Source organism: Halomonas lysinitropha (assembly GCF_902500215.1).
GTDB lineage: Bacteria > Pseudomonadota > Gammaproteobacteria > Pseudomonadales > Halomonadaceae > Halomonas > Halomonas lysinitropha.
The window spans coordinates 1-14012 of the sequence record NZ_CABVOU010000037.1; the positions used below are offsets into that span (position 1 = coordinate 1).

Consider the following 14012-nt stretch of genomic DNA (forward strand, 5'->3'; position numbering starts at 1 on the left):
GGTCGGCCCCCTCAGAACGCCCGGGCGGGGGTGGCGCAGCTGACCAGCCGGCAGGGCTCGCTGCCGGGGTTGCGGAAGCGGTGGGGAACCTTGGTGTCGAAGTAGTAGGCTTCGCCGGGGCCCAGCAGGCGGGTCTCGGCGCCGATGGTGATCTCGATCTCGCCCTCCAGCACCACCCCGGCCTCCTCGCCCTGGTGGGCGATCATTTCCCGGCCGGTGTCGGCGCCGGGTGGGTAGGTCTCGATCATGAAGGCCAGGGCGCGGCTGGCGCGGTTAGCCCCCACCAGCTTGAAGATCACGTCCCCCGAGCCCATGTCGGTGAGCTCGTCGGCCGTGTAGAACACCTGATCGCGGCTCTCCAGATCCATGGTGAAGAAGTCCCCGACACTCATGGGAATGGCGTCGAGGATCTTCTTCAGCGAGCTGACCGAAGGGCTCACCTTGCCCTGCTCGATCAGCGACAGGCTGGAGTGGGTGACCCCGCAGCGCTTGGCCAGCTCGCGTTGGGAGATGCCCTTGAAGGTGCGCAGGGCGCGCAGTCGCGCGCCGACATCATCCGACATCCGGTTCTCCTTCCTGCCGTGCGCGCTAGATCAGATCAGCACAGCGCATCGAGCTTCTCTTTCAGCAGGGCATTGACCTGCTGGGGGTTGGCCGTACCCCGTGAGGCCTTCATCACCTGCCCGACGAAGTAGCCGACCATCTTGCCGCGCTTTTCCGGCTCGGCGTCGCGGTACTGGGCCACCTGGGCGGGGCTGTCTGCAATGACCTGGTCGATCATCGCCTCGATGGCGCCGCTGTCGGTGACCTGCTTGAGGCCCTTGGCCTCGATCACCTCGTCGGCACTCGCGGCTTCGCCGTGCCACAGTGCCTGGAAGACCTGCTTGGCGGCCTTGCCGTTGATGGTGTCATCCTTCACCCGAGCGACCAGCTCGCCGAGCTGAATCGCAGAGACCGGGCTGTTCTGGACCGCCAGGCCCTCGCGGTTCAGCGCGCCGGAGAGCTCGCCCTGTACCCAGTTGGCGGCCAGCTTGGCATCGCCGCAGACCTCCTTGACCGCTTCGAAGTACTCGGCCATCTCGCGGCTCGCCGAGAGCACCCCGGCATCGTAGGCGGAGAGCCCCAGCGCCTGCTGGAAGCGGGCGCGCTTCTCAGCGGGCAGCTCCGGCAGGTTGTCGCGCAGGTGGTCGACATAGGCCCGGTCGAGCACCACCGGCAACAGGTCGGGGCAGGGGAAGTAGCGGTAGTCGTTGGCCTGCTCCTTGGTGCGCATGCTACGCGTCTCGTCCCGCTCGGGGTCGAAGAGGCGAGTCTCCTGGACGACCTCGCCGCCGTCCTCCAGCAGTTCGATCTGGCGCTCCACCTCGAAGGCGATGGCCCGCTCCACGAAGCGGAAGGAGTTGACGTTCTTGATCTCGGCGCGGGTGCCGAAGCTTGCCTGTCCCCGGGGGCGCACCGAGACGTTGACGTCGCAGCGCATCGAGCCCTCGGCCATATTGCCGTCCGAAATACCGAGATACGTCACGATCGAGTGAATGGCCTTGAGATAGGCCGCGGCCTCCTTCGCCGAGCGCATGTCCGGCTCGGAGACGATCTCCAGCAGTGGGGTGCCGGCACGGTTGAGGTCGATGCCGGTCATGCCATGAAAATCCTCGTGGAGCGACTTGCCGGCATCCTCCTCGAGGTGAGCATGGTGCACGCGGATGCGCTTGGTCTCGCCGTCCTCCAGCGCGATCTCCACCTCACCGGGCCCGACGATGGGGTGATACATCTGGCTGGTCTGGTAGCCCTTGGGCAGGTCCGGATAGAAGTAGTTCTTGCGGTCGAATACCGAGACCTCGGGAATCTCGGCGTGGATGCCCAGACCGAACTGTACGGCCATGGCCACGGCCTGTTCGTTGAGAACCGGCAGCACGCCGGGCAGCCCCAGGTCCACGGCACAGGCCTGGCTGTTGGGCTCGGCGCCGAAGGCGGTGGAGGCGCCGGAGAAGATCTTCGACTTGGTGGCGAGCTGGACGTGGACCTCCAGCCCGATCACGGTTTCCCATTGCATCAGAGGGTCTCCTCGGCAAGCGCGGGACGACGCAGGTGCCAGTCGGTGGCCTGCTGGAACTGGTGGGCGACATTGAGCAGGCGCGCCTCGGCGAAATGGGCGCCGAGTATCTGTAGGCCTACGGGGCGGCCTTCCGCGGGGCGGCCGCCGGCGAAGCCGGCCGGCACGCTGATGCCGGGGATGCCCGCCAGGTTGATGGCGATGGTGTAGATGTCCTGCAGGTACATGGAGACCGGATCCTTCCTGGCACCCAGGTCGAAGGCCGGTGTCGGCGAGGCCGGCCCCATCAGCACGTCGACCTCGTCGAAGGCATCCAGGAAGTCCTGGCGTATCAGCCGGCGAACCTGCTGGGCCTTCTTGTAGTAGGCATCGAAGAAGCCCTCGGAGAGGGTGTGGGTGCCCATCAGGATGCGCCGCTTGACCTCCTCGCCGAAGCCCTCGGCGCGCGAGCGCTTGTAGAGGTCCATCAGGTCCTCCGGGGCATTGCAGCGATGGCCGAAGCGCACCCCATCGTAGCGCGCCAGGTTGGACGAGGCCTCCGCTGGGGCGATGACGTAGTAGGCCGGGATGGCATAGTGGGTATGCGGCAGGCTGATCTCGCGCACCGTGGCGCCGAGCGATTCAAAGACCTTGACCGCTTCGCGAATGGCGCTCTCCACCGCGGGGTCGAGGCCATCGCCGAAGTACTCCTTGGGTAGGCCGATCTTCAGTCCGGCCAGGGGGGTGTCGAGCTCCTGGGTATAGTCGGGCACGCCACGGGCCACGCTGGTGGAGTCGCGCAGGTCGTGTCCGGCGATGGCGCCCAGCAGGTGGGCGCAGTCCTCGGCAGTGCGCGCCATGGGGCCGGCCTGGTCGAGGCTCGAGGCGTAGGCGATGATGCCGTAGCGCGACACCCGCCCGTAGGTGGGCTTCAAGCCGGTGATGCCGCAGAAGGCGGCCGGCTGACGGATCGAGCCGCCGGTGTCGGTGCCCATGGCGGCAGGTACCAGGCCCGCGGCCACCGCGGCGGCGCTGCCGCCGGAGCTGCCGCCCGGCACGGCGGCAGGGTCCCAGGGATTGCGCACCGGCCCGTAAAAGCTGTTCTCGTTGGAGGACCCCATGGCGAACTCGTCCATGTTGGTCTTGCCCAGGCTCACGGTGCCGGCGGCCCTGAGCTTCTCGACCACGGTGGCGTCATAGGGGGCGATGAAGTTGTCGAGCATCCTCGAGCCGGCACTGGTCTTGACGCCCTCGGTGCAGAAGAGGTCCTTGAGCGCCAGTGGCACGCCGGTCAGCGGGCCGATATTGCCGGCGGCGCGCGCGGCATCGGCCCGGTCGGCCTCGACCAGGGCCTGCTCGGCGGTCACGGAAATGAAGCTGTTGAGGTCGCCGTCGAGGCGGTCGATGCGCGCGAGAAATGCCTGGGTGAGCTCGCGGCTGGAGAACGCGCCGCTGGCCAGGCCGGCGGCGAGTTCCGTCAGAGTCTTGTCATGCATGGGCCCTGGGCTCCGTGATGGCTTGCCGGAAACGGTGGTAAGTGGCACGGATCATTCGACGACCCGCGGGACCAGGTAGAGGCCCTGTTCCACCGCCGGGGCGCAGCGCTGGAAGTGATCGCGCTGGTCGGTCTCGGTGACCTCGTCGACGCGCAGCCGCTGGGTGGTCTCCAGGGGGTGGGCCAGCGGCGCGACGCCCTCGGTGTCCAGCGTCTGGAGCTGGTCGACCATGGCCAGGATGCGGCCCAGGTCGTCCAGGTAGTGAGCGGCCTCGTCGTCCTCCAGGCCGAGCCGGGCCAGGTGGGCAGCCCGGAGAACGTCTGCGTGTTCAAGCGCCATGATCGGATGTCCTCGACAGCGAGTGGGGCATGGAAATGACGGCAGAAGGTACCACATCCTCCGCCTCGCTGGCAGGTCCAGGAGTGCCGCGAGCCGCGGGACTTTGCTTGCTGCAGGGGGGCGGCGGTGATACCGTTTGCATCCGCACTGGGTTCCCGGACTGCACTAGGTAACGACTCCATGTTCAAACGCTTGAGGGGGCTGTTTTCCAGCGATCTATCGATCGACCTGGGGACGGCCAATACGCTGATCTATGTCCGCGGTCGCGGCATCGTGCTCGATGAGCCGTCGGTCGTGGCGATTCGCCAGTCCGGCAACATGCGCAGCGTGGCTGCGGTGGGCGCCGATGCCAAACGCATGCTGGGTCGGACGCCCGGTAATATCACCGCCATCCGCCCGATGAAGGATGGCGTGATCGCCGACTTCACCGTCACCGAGCAGATGCTGCAGTACTTCATTCGCAAGGTGCACCAGAGCACGTTCCTGACGCCGAGCCCTCGCGTGCTGGTCTGCGTGCCCTGCATGTCGACCCAGGTCGAACGACGGGCCATCAAGGAGTCTGCCGAGGGGGCCGGGGCCCGTGAAGTGTTCCTGATCGAGGAGCCCATGGCGGCTGCCATCGGCGCCGGCCTGCCGGTGGAGGAGGCTCAGGGCTCGATGGTCGTCGATATCGGCGGCGGCACCAGCGAGATTGCCATCATCTCGCTCAACGGTGTGGTCTATTCGGAGTCCATCCGCGTCGGCGGTGACCGCTTCGACGAGGCGATCACCGCCTATGTGCGCCGCCACTACGGCAGTCTGATCGGCGAGGCCACTGCCGAGCGCATCAAGGAGGAGATCGGCTGCGCCTACCCGGGCGGCGAGCTGCGCGAGATCGACGTGCGCGGCCGCAACCTGGCCGAGGGGATCCCGCGCAGCTTCACGCTCAACTCCCACGAGATCCTCGACGCCCTCCAGGAAACCCTGGGTTCGATCGTCGCCGCGGTGAAGAGTGCTCTCGAGCAGTCGCCGCCCGAGCTGGCCTCGGACATCGCCGAGCGTGGCCTGGTGCTGACCGGCGGCGGCGCGCTGCTGCGCGATCTCGACAAGCTGATCGCCGAGGAGACCGGCTTGCCGGTGATCGTCGCCGAGGACCCGCTGACCTGCGTGGCCCGGGGTGGCGGCAAGGCCCTGGAAATGATCGACCAGCACACCTTCGAGCTGCTGTCCAGCGACTGACTCGGGGGGACGCCCTATCAAGCCGCTGTTCTCGCATGGACCGCTGCCGGGCTATCGCTTGCTGCTGTGCGTGTTCCTGGCCTCGGCCCTGATGTTCGCCGATACGCGTTTTACCCGCATGGAGCCCGTGCGGGCTCAGCTCTCCACGCTGGTGGCGCCCATCCAGTGGCTGGTCAGCGTTCCCAGCGATGTCCTCAACTGGGCCTCGCTGGCGCTTTCCGACCAGCGCGCCCTGCTGGACGAGAACCGCCGGCTTCGTGAGCAGATCCTGACGCTGTCGCACCGCGTGCAGCGCATGGCAAGCCTGACCGCCGAGAACGTGCGGCTGCGGGAACTGCTCGCGGCGACGCCGCAGCGCGAGATGCCCTATATCACCGCTGAACTGCTGTCGCTCGACCCCGACCCCTTCACCCACCAGATGGTGATCGATCGCGGTCGCCGGGATGGTGTCTACGTCGGCCAGCCGGTGCTTGATGCGGCAGGGCTGGTTGGCCAGATCACGGCCACCTCGGCCTATTCCAGCCGGGTATTGCTGCTGGCGGACGCCAGTCATGCCCTGCCGGTGCAGGTCAATCGCAACGGGCTGCGCTTTGTCGTGCAGGGGGCGGGTAGCTACGACGCCCTCAACGTCAAGCATGTGCCCGACACGGCCGACATCCGCAAGGGCGACCTGCTGACCACTTCGGGGCTGGGCGGACGGTTTCCGCCGGGCTATCCGGTGGCCCGGGTCTCGGCGGTGGTCCATGATCCGGGGCAGCCCTTCGCCCGCGTTACCGCCGCGCCGGTGGCGCAACTCCAGCGCTCGCGTCACTTCCTGTTGCTGTTTCCGCCCGCGCCGCCTGCCGCACCCCCCGAGGGCGAATTGGCTGCTCCGGCCCTCGAGGCGGCTCGTCACATCGTCACCGCCCCGGCCGAGGAGGAGGCGCCCTGATGGCAAATTCGCCCCCCGCCAACCTGCTGTGGATCTGGTTAACATTGCTGCTGGCCCTTTGCCTGCAGGTGATGCCGCTGGCCGATGGCTGGCAGGTATGGCGGCCCGACTGGCTGGGGCTGATGCTGATCTACTGGTGCATGCGCGAGCCGCTGCGGGTCGGTGTCTTCCACGGCTTCGTGCTGGGGCTGTTGCTGGACCTCATCGAAGGTGCGCCACTGGGACAGAATGCCCTGCTGCTGTCACTGCTGGCCTTTCTCTGTGCCATGGTCTATGCGCGCTTCCGAGCCTACTCGCTGGTCCAGCAGGCGGTGCTGATCTTCGTCCTGCTGGGTCTGGTCCAGTTGGCCGAACAGTGGCTCAGGGCGCTGTTCGGGCCCTTTTCGATGCACCTCTCCTTCTTGCTCTCGGCGCTGATCGGGGCGGTGCTCTGGCCCTGGCTCACCACCCTGTTCCATGCGCTGGGAAGCCGCCTCTCCCGAGACTGACTCTCGCCACCCACCCCGGAGACGTCATGACACACGATCCCGTGCTGTGCCTGGCCTCGGCCTCGCCGCGCCGCCGTGACCTGCTCGCCTCGATCGGCGTGGCGGTGGAAGTGCGCCCCGTGGATATCGACGAGACGCCACTGTCCGGTGAGGCGGCTGACGCCTATGTGGTTCGCCTGGCCCGAGAGAAGGCGCTGGCCGGCGGCCGTCTCTCCCTGCTGCCCGCCCTGGGATCGGATACCGCCGTGGTATGCGACGGTACGATTCTTGGCAAGCCGGCGGGGCGCGACCAGGCCGCCACCATGCTGCGAGCGCTTGCAGGGCGCGAGCATCAGGTACTGACCGGGGTGGCGGTCAGCGGTCCCGCCGGCCTGCTCACCGTCTGCGTGACCACCCGGGTCTTCATGCGGGCGATCACCGATGCCGAACTTGCCGCCTACTGGGCCACCGGTGAGCCGGCGGACAAGGCCGGTGGCTATGCCATCCAGGGCCTGGCGGCGGTGTTCGTCGAGCATATCGAAGGCAGTCATTCGGCGGTGGTGGGGCTTTCCCTGTACGAGACCGCCGACCTGCTGGCTCGACAGGGTGTGCCGGTCTGGAACGGGGCGCTTCCGCTTGGGCCTATGTCATAATAGCGCGAGACTTTTCTGGACAAGGATTTCCGCATGAGCGGTGAAGTACTCATCAACCTGACGCCGATGGAGACCCGTGTTGCCGTGGTGGAAAACGGTGTGCTGCAGGAGGCCTTCATCGAACGGGCTCGACGCCGTGGCATCGTCGGCAACATCTACAAGGGCAAGGTGGTACGCGTGCTGCCGGGTATGCAGGCTGCCTTCGTCGACATCGGCCTGGACCGTGCCGCCTTCATTCATGCCCATGAGGTGATGCCCCCCGGCACTCCTGCCGAGGAGCAGGTCTCCATCGCTCAGCTGCTCCACGAGGGCCAGGCGCTGGTGGTGCAGGTGACCAAGGACCCGATCGGCTCCAAGGGGGCGCGGCTGACCACTCATCTCTCGGTACCCTCTCGCTACCTGGTCTACATGCCCGACTCGTCCCACCACGGCGTCTCCCAGCGCATCGAGGACGAGATGGAGCGCGAGCGATTGCGCGGCCTGATCGAGGCCGCCGGTACCGAGCAGCAGCTGGAAGTGAGCGGCGGCTTCATCGTACGCACTGCCGCCGAGGCCGTCGGCATCGAGGAACTTGCCGCTGACATGCACTTCCTGCTGCGCCTGTGGCGTCGGGTCAGCGAGCGGAGGGGGACGGCATCGGCTCCCAGCGTGATCTATGATGACCTGCCGCTCTTCATGCGCACCCTGCGTGACGTGATGCGCGACGATATCGAGAAGGTGCGTATCGATTCCCGCGAGAACTATGTCAGGCTGATCGAGTTCGCCAAGGAGTTCATGCCCACGGCAGTGGAACGCATCGAGCACTATGCCGGCGAGCGGCCGATCTTCGATCTGTTCAGTGTCGAAGACGAGATCCAGAAGGCGCTGGGGCGCAAGGTGCAGCTCAAGTCGGGCGGGTATCTCGTCATCGATCCCACCGAGGCCATGACGACCATCGACGTCAACACCGGCGGCTTCGTCGGGCACCGCAACCTCGAGGAGACGATCTTCAAGACCAACCTCGAGGCGGCCACGGCCATCGCCCGGCAGCTGAGGCTGCGCAACCTCGGTGGCATCATCATCATCGACTTCATCGACATGGACGACCCGGAGCACCAGCGCCAGGTGCTGCGCATGCTCGAGAAGTCGCTGGAGCGCGATCATGCCAAGACCAAATGCACCGGAGTCACCGAACTGGGCCTGGTGCAGCTGACCCGCAAGCGTACCCGGGAGAGCCTCGAGCAGACGCTTTGCGAAGCCTGTCCGACCTGTGCGGGCCGTGGCACCCTGAAGACGCCGGAATCGGTCTGCTACGAGATTTTCCGCGAGATCCTGCGCGAGGACCGCGCCTACAGCGCCGAGACCTATACCGTGCTGGCCTCACAGGCGGTGGTGGATCGCCTGCTGGACGAGGAGTCCGCCGCGGTGGCGGACCTCGAGACCTTCATCGGCAAGCCGATCCGCTTCCAGGTGGAGGCCCACTACTCCCAGGAGCAGTACGACATCGTGCTGATGTGAGCCCATGTCCCTGATTCGGCTTGTTTCTCGCTGGCTCTTGACCCTGGTGGCGCTGCTGTTGGCGCTTCTGGCGGTGCTGACCCTGGTGCTGCGCTTGCTGCCGCTATTGCTCGAGGAGCAGGCACCGCGACTGGAGCGGCTGCTCTCGGCGCGCTTCAACGCGGTGGTAGAGCTGGACGAAATAACGGCCGGCCTGCAGCGGCTGGATCCACACCTGGCGATCGATGGCCTCCTGATCCGCTCCCGGGAGGGGTTGGGTCATTTCCCTCTGCTTGAGGTGGAGCAGGCACAGTTGCGCCTGGATAGCCTGGCCAGCCTGGCCGCCGGCGTCCCACTGGTAGCCGATGCCCGTGTGCAGGGCGTGACCGTGCACCTCTACCAGGATGAGGCCGGACGCTGGCACTGGCCGGCCCCCGCAGAGCTTCCCCCCGAGCTGATTCCCGATACCGCCTTCGACCTCGACCGTCTCGATTTCTGGGTCGGCATGCTGTTGCGCCAGAGCGCCTGGGTCGAGCAGCTCAGTCTGGTATTGCACGGTCGCAAGGAGCGCGCCGTGCTCAAGGCGCCACGCCTGGTGATGACGGGGGATGCGCGCCGCACTCGCCTGGAGGGCGAAGTCCTGGTGGAAGGGCGGTCGGAGCAGGCCATCCGGGCGGTGATGGAGCTGTTTCCCGGGCCCTCCGGGCTGAGCGACTTCAACGCGGCCCTGCAGGCCGAAATGCGCCTCGAGAGCTTGCTGGGGCTTTCAGAGGTGCTGGGCTATGGCGACGCCCTGCGACTGGAAGCCGCCAGCGGCGAGGCACGCCTTTGGGGTCGCTGGAATGCCGGCCGCCTGGCCGACCTGCGCCTTGATGTCGATGCACCCTTGCTGGCCCTGAGTCAGCCTGAAACACCCGACGATCAGGGGTCACCTCCGGCTATCGTGCTCAATCGGGTGACGGCCCGCGGCCAGTGGCTGCGTGAGGTTTCGGGCTGGCAGGCCTGGCTCGAGGGAGATGCCCGCAGTGCTGACTGGGCGCGACCCGAAGGGAATGGTGAAGAAACGGTCACAGGGCCTGCCGTGCCACAGTATTGGCATGCCCGCAGCCGTGATGACGGCTGGTGGCTCAATACCAGCGAGTTCGATCTTGGCGCTCTGGCCGCCTGGCGTGATCGACTGCCACTGCCCGAAGCACTGGCGCGGGTGATCGATAATCTGGATCCGCGCGGAGAGGTGACCGGCCTGGGACTGGGTCGGGAGGGCGGCGACTGGGTCGCCCGGACCTCGGCGACCGGGGTGGCGGTATCCCCCTGGCAGAATGCGCCTGGGGGCGGCCCCCTGGATGTCTGGGTGACCTCCCGGGACCTCAAGGGCCACGTCGAGTTCGTCGGCCGCGACAGCGCCCTGCATTTTCCACGCGTGTTTGGCACACCCATGACACTCTCCCGCGCCAGCGGCGTGATCGACTGGGCCTATGATGGCCCGCGCAGCTTCGTCAGCGGACGCGGGCTCGAGGTCGACTGGAACGGTGCTCAGATCGAAGGAGGCTTTGGCCTTTCGGTGGGCGGTGGCCAGCGCGGTGGCTTCGGTCTCCAGCTCGATTTCCACGACGTGGATGCCATCGAGACGCCGCTGGTCGACTGGCTGCCGGTGGGGGTGCTGGCGCCAGAGATAGCCGACTGGCTGGGTGGCGGGGTTGCCGGCCGGGTGCCGAATGGCTCGCTGCGGCTTCATGTACCCCTGTACCGAGAGGGCGAGCGTATCGAGCCGATCCTGGAACTGGCCCTGGAGGTGGAGGAGGGACGCCTGCCCTTCGCCCCCGACTGGCCGGCCCTCGAGGGCGTCAGTGGGCGGCTGCAGTTGGCCGATGGGACCCTGACGGCGGAGGTGGATCGGGCCGAGAGCCTGGGGATCGAGGCGCGCGCCGGCGAGGTGCGCCTGGCAGAGGAGCAGCTCGAGGTCAGTGGCGAGCTCGAGGCCTCCGCCGAGGCGCTGCGCCGCTACCTGCTGGCGCTGCCCGTCGAGGGCATGGAGGCAGTGGAGGAGTGGCAGGGTGAGGGCCGGGCATCCGGCAGCCTGGACCTGGCCCTGACCCTGGGCGAGCCCGGTTCCCTGATACTGGATATCGCCACCGAGGCGGATTTTTCGAGGCTCGTTCATGCCCCTCTCCAATTGACGTTCCGTGACCTCCAGGGTCCTCTCGCCTGGCGTCAGCGCGGTGAGGAGGGCGGCCTGGAAGGGCGCCTGGACGGGCGATTGCTGGGGGGGCCCTTCAGCAGCGAGATCGATACCCTCGCCGGGGGACTCGACCTGGCCGGTACGGCTGAGGTACCGGCCATCACCCAGTGGAGCGGCATGCCGGGCCTCGGCGGCCTGATCGAGGGTCGCCTGCCCTGGCAGGGGCGTCTGGCGATCGGTGAAGAGAGCGCCTCCCTGCGCCTTGATAGCAGCCTGGAAGGCCTTTCCATCGCCCTGCCGGATCCACTGGGCAAGTCCCGAGAGGAGCGTCTCCCCCTGCAGCTGACCTTCGATCTCAGCGAGGGCCGTGTCGATGGCCGCCTGGGCGATCAGGTGGGCCTGCGTTGGCGCGAGCTTTCCGGTGGCGCCTCGGAGCAGGGGCAGGTATGGCTGGGGTCCCGGCCGAATGCCTGGCCCCGCGAGCCCGGCTGGAGCCTCTTGGCCTACCAGCCGCGTCTGCCGGTGGCCGAGTGGGCGAGGGCGCTTTCGCCCCTGATCCCGCGTGGCCGCGGCCAGGGAGATAGTGCCGGCTCCGCGGCGCTCTCGTCGCTGGCCCTCCGGACCGACTGCCTGCAGGTGCAGTCACGCTGCCTGGGGTCGCTGGGCGTCGAGGGAGGAGTTCGTGGCGGTGGCTGGGCGCTGACGCTGGACGGCAGTCTGGCCAGTGGGCGCCTGTCGTATCAACCCAACCTCGAGAATCCCCTGGATATCGTGCTGGAGCGGTTGTCACTGGACGCCCTGGTGCCGTCTTCCAGCAGCGGTAGCGGCCAGCTGCTGGACGAGATCGCTGTGCCCCCCGAGGCGGCCCCCCTGCCGCAGGGCCTGGAGGCGGTACCTGACGGCCGGCTACGTATCGCCGAGATTGGCTGGCAGGGGCAGCGCTTCGGCCCCTTCAACGGGCGCTGGCGGTCGGCGGCCGACCGGCTGGTGGTCGATCCCCTGGGCCTGACGCTGGGCCAGGTCAGCGCCCATGGCAATCTGGTGTGGGAGGCAAGCGGATCCGGTGATAGCCTGACCCGGGCGCGGCTCGATCTGGACGGCCGGGACCTGGGCACTGCCCTGGCGGCACTGGGCCAGCCGGTCTCCGTGCGCAGCGCCGATACTCGGGTCAAGAGTCAGTTGGCCTGGCCGGGGGCGCCCTGGCAATTCGCCCTGGCCCGCTCCCGGGGCAGTCTCGAGGTAGCGCTACGCGATGGACGCTTCGTCAATATCGAGTCGCCCTCGGCGCGAGTCGTCGGGTTGCTCAACGTCGACAACCTGCTGCGTCGGCTGAGGCTCGATTTCTCCGATGTCACCGGTCAGGGGACCGTCTTCGATCGTGTCACGGGTGCCGCGACGCTGTATGGTGGAGTCCTTGAAACCCGGGGTCCGGTCGAGATTGAAGGGCCGGCGACCCGCTTCACCCTCGACGGCAGCGTCGACCTGGCGCGCCGGGAACTCGACCAGCGCCTGGCCGTCACAGTGCCGGTGAGCAGCAATCTGCCCCTGGCGGCAGTGCTCGCCGGCGCCCCGGTGGTCGGTGGTGCGCTGTTTATCGCCGACAAGCTGTTCGGTGATGCCATCGACCGCGTGACCCGAATCCACTATCGCGTGCAGGGTCCCTGGACCTCGCCGCGGATCTCTCTGGAAAGTGCCGAATGACATCACAGACTCACGCCATGCTCGACGAGGCTTCCACTGTCCTGCTGACACCGGGTGGCCTTGACCTCGCGGCCCTGGATGACGGGCTCGGCCACGCCATGGGCCCCGGCATCGATTATGCCGACCTCTACTTCCAGCGCAGCTGGCACGAGGGCTGGGTGCTGGAGGATGGTGAGGTCAAGGAGGCCAGCTACAACATCGACGGTGGCGTCGGGGTGCGCGCCCAGGCCGGCGAGAAGACCGGCTTCGCCTACTCCAATCAGATCACCGGCGATGCCCTGGCCGAGACCGGGCGCACTGCCGCCGGTATCGTGCGGCGTGGTGACCGGCTGGCAGTGGCGCCGGGCGTGGCCATGACCAGCCAGGCCCGCTATGCCGGGATCGACCCGCTCACCGGTCTCTCCGCCGAGGACAAGATCGCCATGCTCAAGCTCGCCGACCGGGTAGCCCGGGCGGCGGACCCGTCGGTGACCCAGGTCAGCGCCTCGCTCACCGGTGTTCACGAGGTGGTGCTGGTGCGTGCCAGCGACGGTACCCTGGCGGCGGATATCCGCCCGCTGGTGCGCTTCAACGTCAGCGTGATTGCGGTGCGCAACGGGCGACGCGAGCGGGGCAGCGCCGGCGGTGGCGGCCGCTACGCCATGCAGCGGCTGCGCGACGAGAACGTCGCCGAGCGCTATGCCAAGGAGGCGGTGCGGCAGGCGCTGGTCAACCTGGAGGCCGTTGATGCGCCGGCCGGCCAGATGCCGGTGGTGCTGGGGCCGGGTTGGCCGGGCATCCTCCTCCACGAGGCGGTGGGCCACGGCCTGGAAGGGGATTTCAATCGCAAGGGCAGCTCGGCCTTCGCCGGGCGGATCGGCGAGCGAGTCGCCTCACCCGGCGTCACGGTGGTCGACGATGCCACCCTCGCCGACCGGCGCGGCTCGCTGAGCGTCGACGACGAAGGGACCCCGGGTCAGAGCACCACCCTGATCGAGGACGGCATCCTGACCGGCTACATGCAGGACAAGGTCAATGCGCGGCTGATGGGCATGGCCCCGACCGGCAACGCGCGGCGGGAGTCCTTCGCCCACCTGCCGATGCCGCGCATGACCAACACCTACATGCGCGCTGGCAGTGACGATCCGGCGGACATTCTGAAGAGCGTGACGCGGGGCATCTATGCGGTAAGCTTCGGCGGCGGCCAGGTGGACATCACCTCCGGCAAGTTCGTCTTCTCGGCCAGCGAAGCCTACTTGATCGAGGACGGCAGGATTACCGCGCCGGTCAAGGGCGCGACCCTGATCGGCAACGGACCCGAAGCCATGGGCCGGGTTTCGATGATCGGCCACGACATGGAGCTCGACACCGGCATCGGCGTATGCGGCAAGGAAGGGCAGGGCGTCCCGGTGGGCGTGGGCCAGCCGACCCTGAAGCTCGATGAACTGACCGTGGGTGGCACCCAGTCCTGACCCCTTCGGGGAGCTGTAAGCTGTAAGCTTGAAGCTGTAAGAAATAACCAATGTCCATCAGCAGGATGA

11 protein-coding genes are annotated in these 14012 nt (G+C 67.6%); 7 read left to right on the forward strand and 4 right to left on the reverse strand.

What is annotated here, in order from left to right:
• Positions 1-11: 11 nt before the first annotated feature.
• From HALO32_RS10795 to gatC, 4 genes are read right to left on the reverse strand one after another with little or no spacing between them, the layout of a single operon-like run.
• Positions 12-563: a cupin domain-containing protein gene (locus HALO32_RS10795; protein WP_151443883.1), complete on the reverse strand. Its 552-nt coding sequence runs from the start codon at positions 561-563 to the stop codon at positions 12-14.
• Positions 564-598: 35 nt separating this feature from the next.
• Positions 599-2053 (reverse strand): Asp-tRNA(Asn)/Glu-tRNA(Gln) amidotransferase subunit GatB, encoded by a 1455-nt coding sequence (gene gatB / locus HALO32_RS10800; RefSeq protein ID WP_151443884.1) that lies wholly within the window; start codon positions 2051-2053, stop codon positions 599-601.
• The gene (gatA, locus tag HALO32_RS10805; protein WP_151443885.1) at positions 2053-3528 is read right to left on the reverse strand and encodes an Asp-tRNA(Asn)/Glu-tRNA(Gln) amidotransferase subunit GatA; all 1476 of its coding nucleotides are present in this window, start codon (positions 3526-3528) and stop codon (positions 2053-2055) included. The genes gatB and gatA overlap by 1 nt, the downstream gene beginning before the upstream one ends.
• A 51-nt stretch (positions 3529-3579) precedes the next feature.
• Entirely contained in the window at positions 3580-3867 is a 288-nt protein-coding gene (gene gatC / locus HALO32_RS10810) for an Asp-tRNA(Asn)/Glu-tRNA(Gln) amidotransferase subunit GatC (RefSeq protein ID WP_151443886.1), read from the reverse strand.
• A 180-nt stretch (positions 3868-4047) separates the two neighbouring features.
• Between gatC and HALO32_RS10815 the strand changes: the two genes are divergently transcribed.
• The 7 genes from HALO32_RS10815 to tldD are packed head-to-tail and all read left to right on the forward strand — an operon-like array spanning position 4048 to position 13943.
• Entirely contained in the window at positions 4048-5085 is a 1038-nt protein-coding gene (locus HALO32_RS10815; protein ID WP_040187615.1) for a rod shape-determining protein, read from the forward strand.
• Between the two features lie 58 nt (positions 5086-5143).
• Complete coding sequence (mreC, locus tag HALO32_RS10820) at positions 5144-6016, forward strand: rod shape-determining protein MreC (protein WP_233279916.1); 873 nt, start codon at positions 5144-5146, stop codon at positions 6014-6016.
• Positions 6016-6504, forward strand: a complete 489-nt coding sequence (gene mreD / locus HALO32_RS10825) for a rod shape-determining protein MreD (RefSeq protein ID WP_151443888.1) — start codon at positions 6016-6018, stop codon at positions 6502-6504. The genes mreC and mreD overlap by 1 nt, the downstream gene beginning before the upstream one ends.
• 26 nt (positions 6505-6530) lie before the next feature.
• Positions 6531-7136 (forward strand): Maf family protein, encoded by a 606-nt coding sequence (locus HALO32_RS10830; RefSeq protein WP_151443889.1) that lies wholly within the window; start codon positions 6531-6533, stop codon positions 7134-7136.
• Between the two features lie 33 nt (positions 7137-7169).
• Positions 7170-8633, forward strand: coding sequence for a ribonuclease G (gene rng, locus HALO32_RS10835; RefSeq protein WP_151443890.1), 1464 nt, complete (start codon positions 7170-7172; stop codon positions 8631-8633).
• Between the two features lie 4 nt (positions 8634-8637).
• A complete protein-coding gene (locus HALO32_RS10840) occupies positions 8638-12492 on the forward strand; it encodes a YhdP family phospholipid transporter (RefSeq protein ID WP_151443891.1) in 3855 nt (1284 codons plus the stop codon).
• Positions 12489-13943: a metalloprotease TldD gene (tldD, locus tag HALO32_RS10845; RefSeq protein WP_151443892.1), complete on the forward strand. Its 1455-nt coding sequence runs from the start codon at positions 12489-12491 to the stop codon at positions 13941-13943. The genes HALO32_RS10840 and tldD overlap by 4 nt, the downstream gene beginning before the upstream one ends.
• Positions 13944-14012 lie beyond the last annotated feature (69 nt).

Bases quoted from the DNA above. Each gene is read 5' to 3' on its own strand.
- HALO32_RS10815 (WP_040187615.1), top strand. From the start codon at position 4,048: ATGTTCAAACGCTTGAGGGGGCTGTTTTCCAGCGATCTATCGATCGAC.
- gatA (WP_151443885.1), bottom strand. From the start codon at position 3,528: ATGCATGACAAGACTCTGACGGAACTCGCCGCCGGCCTGGCCAGCGGC.
- HALO32_RS10795 (WP_151443883.1), bottom strand. From the start codon at position 563: ATGTCGGATGATGTCGGCGCGCGACTGCGCGCCCTGCGCACCTTCAAG.
- rng (WP_151443890.1), top strand. From the start codon at position 7,170: ATGAGCGGTGAAGTACTCATCAACCTGACGCCGATGGAGACCCGTGTT.
- HALO32_RS10840 (WP_151443891.1), top strand. From the start codon at position 8,638: ATGTCCCTGATTCGGCTTGTTTCTCGCTGGCTCTTGACCCTGGTGGCG.
- gatC (WP_151443886.1), bottom strand. From the start codon at position 3,867: ATGGCGCTTGAACACGCAGACGTTCTCCGGGCTGCCCACCTGGCCCGG.
- gatB (WP_151443884.1), bottom strand. From the start codon at position 2,053: ATGCAATGGGAAACCGTGATCGGGCTGGAGGTCCACGTCCAGCTCGCC.
- tldD (WP_151443892.1), top strand. From the start codon at position 12,489: ATGACATCACAGACTCACGCCATGCTCGACGAGGCTTCCACTGTCCTG.
- HALO32_RS10830 (WP_151443889.1), top strand. From the start codon at position 6,531: ATGACACACGATCCCGTGCTGTGCCTGGCCTCGGCCTCGCCGCGCCGC.
- mreD (WP_151443888.1), top strand. From the start codon at position 6,016: ATGGCAAATTCGCCCCCCGCCAACCTGCTGTGGATCTGGTTAACATTG.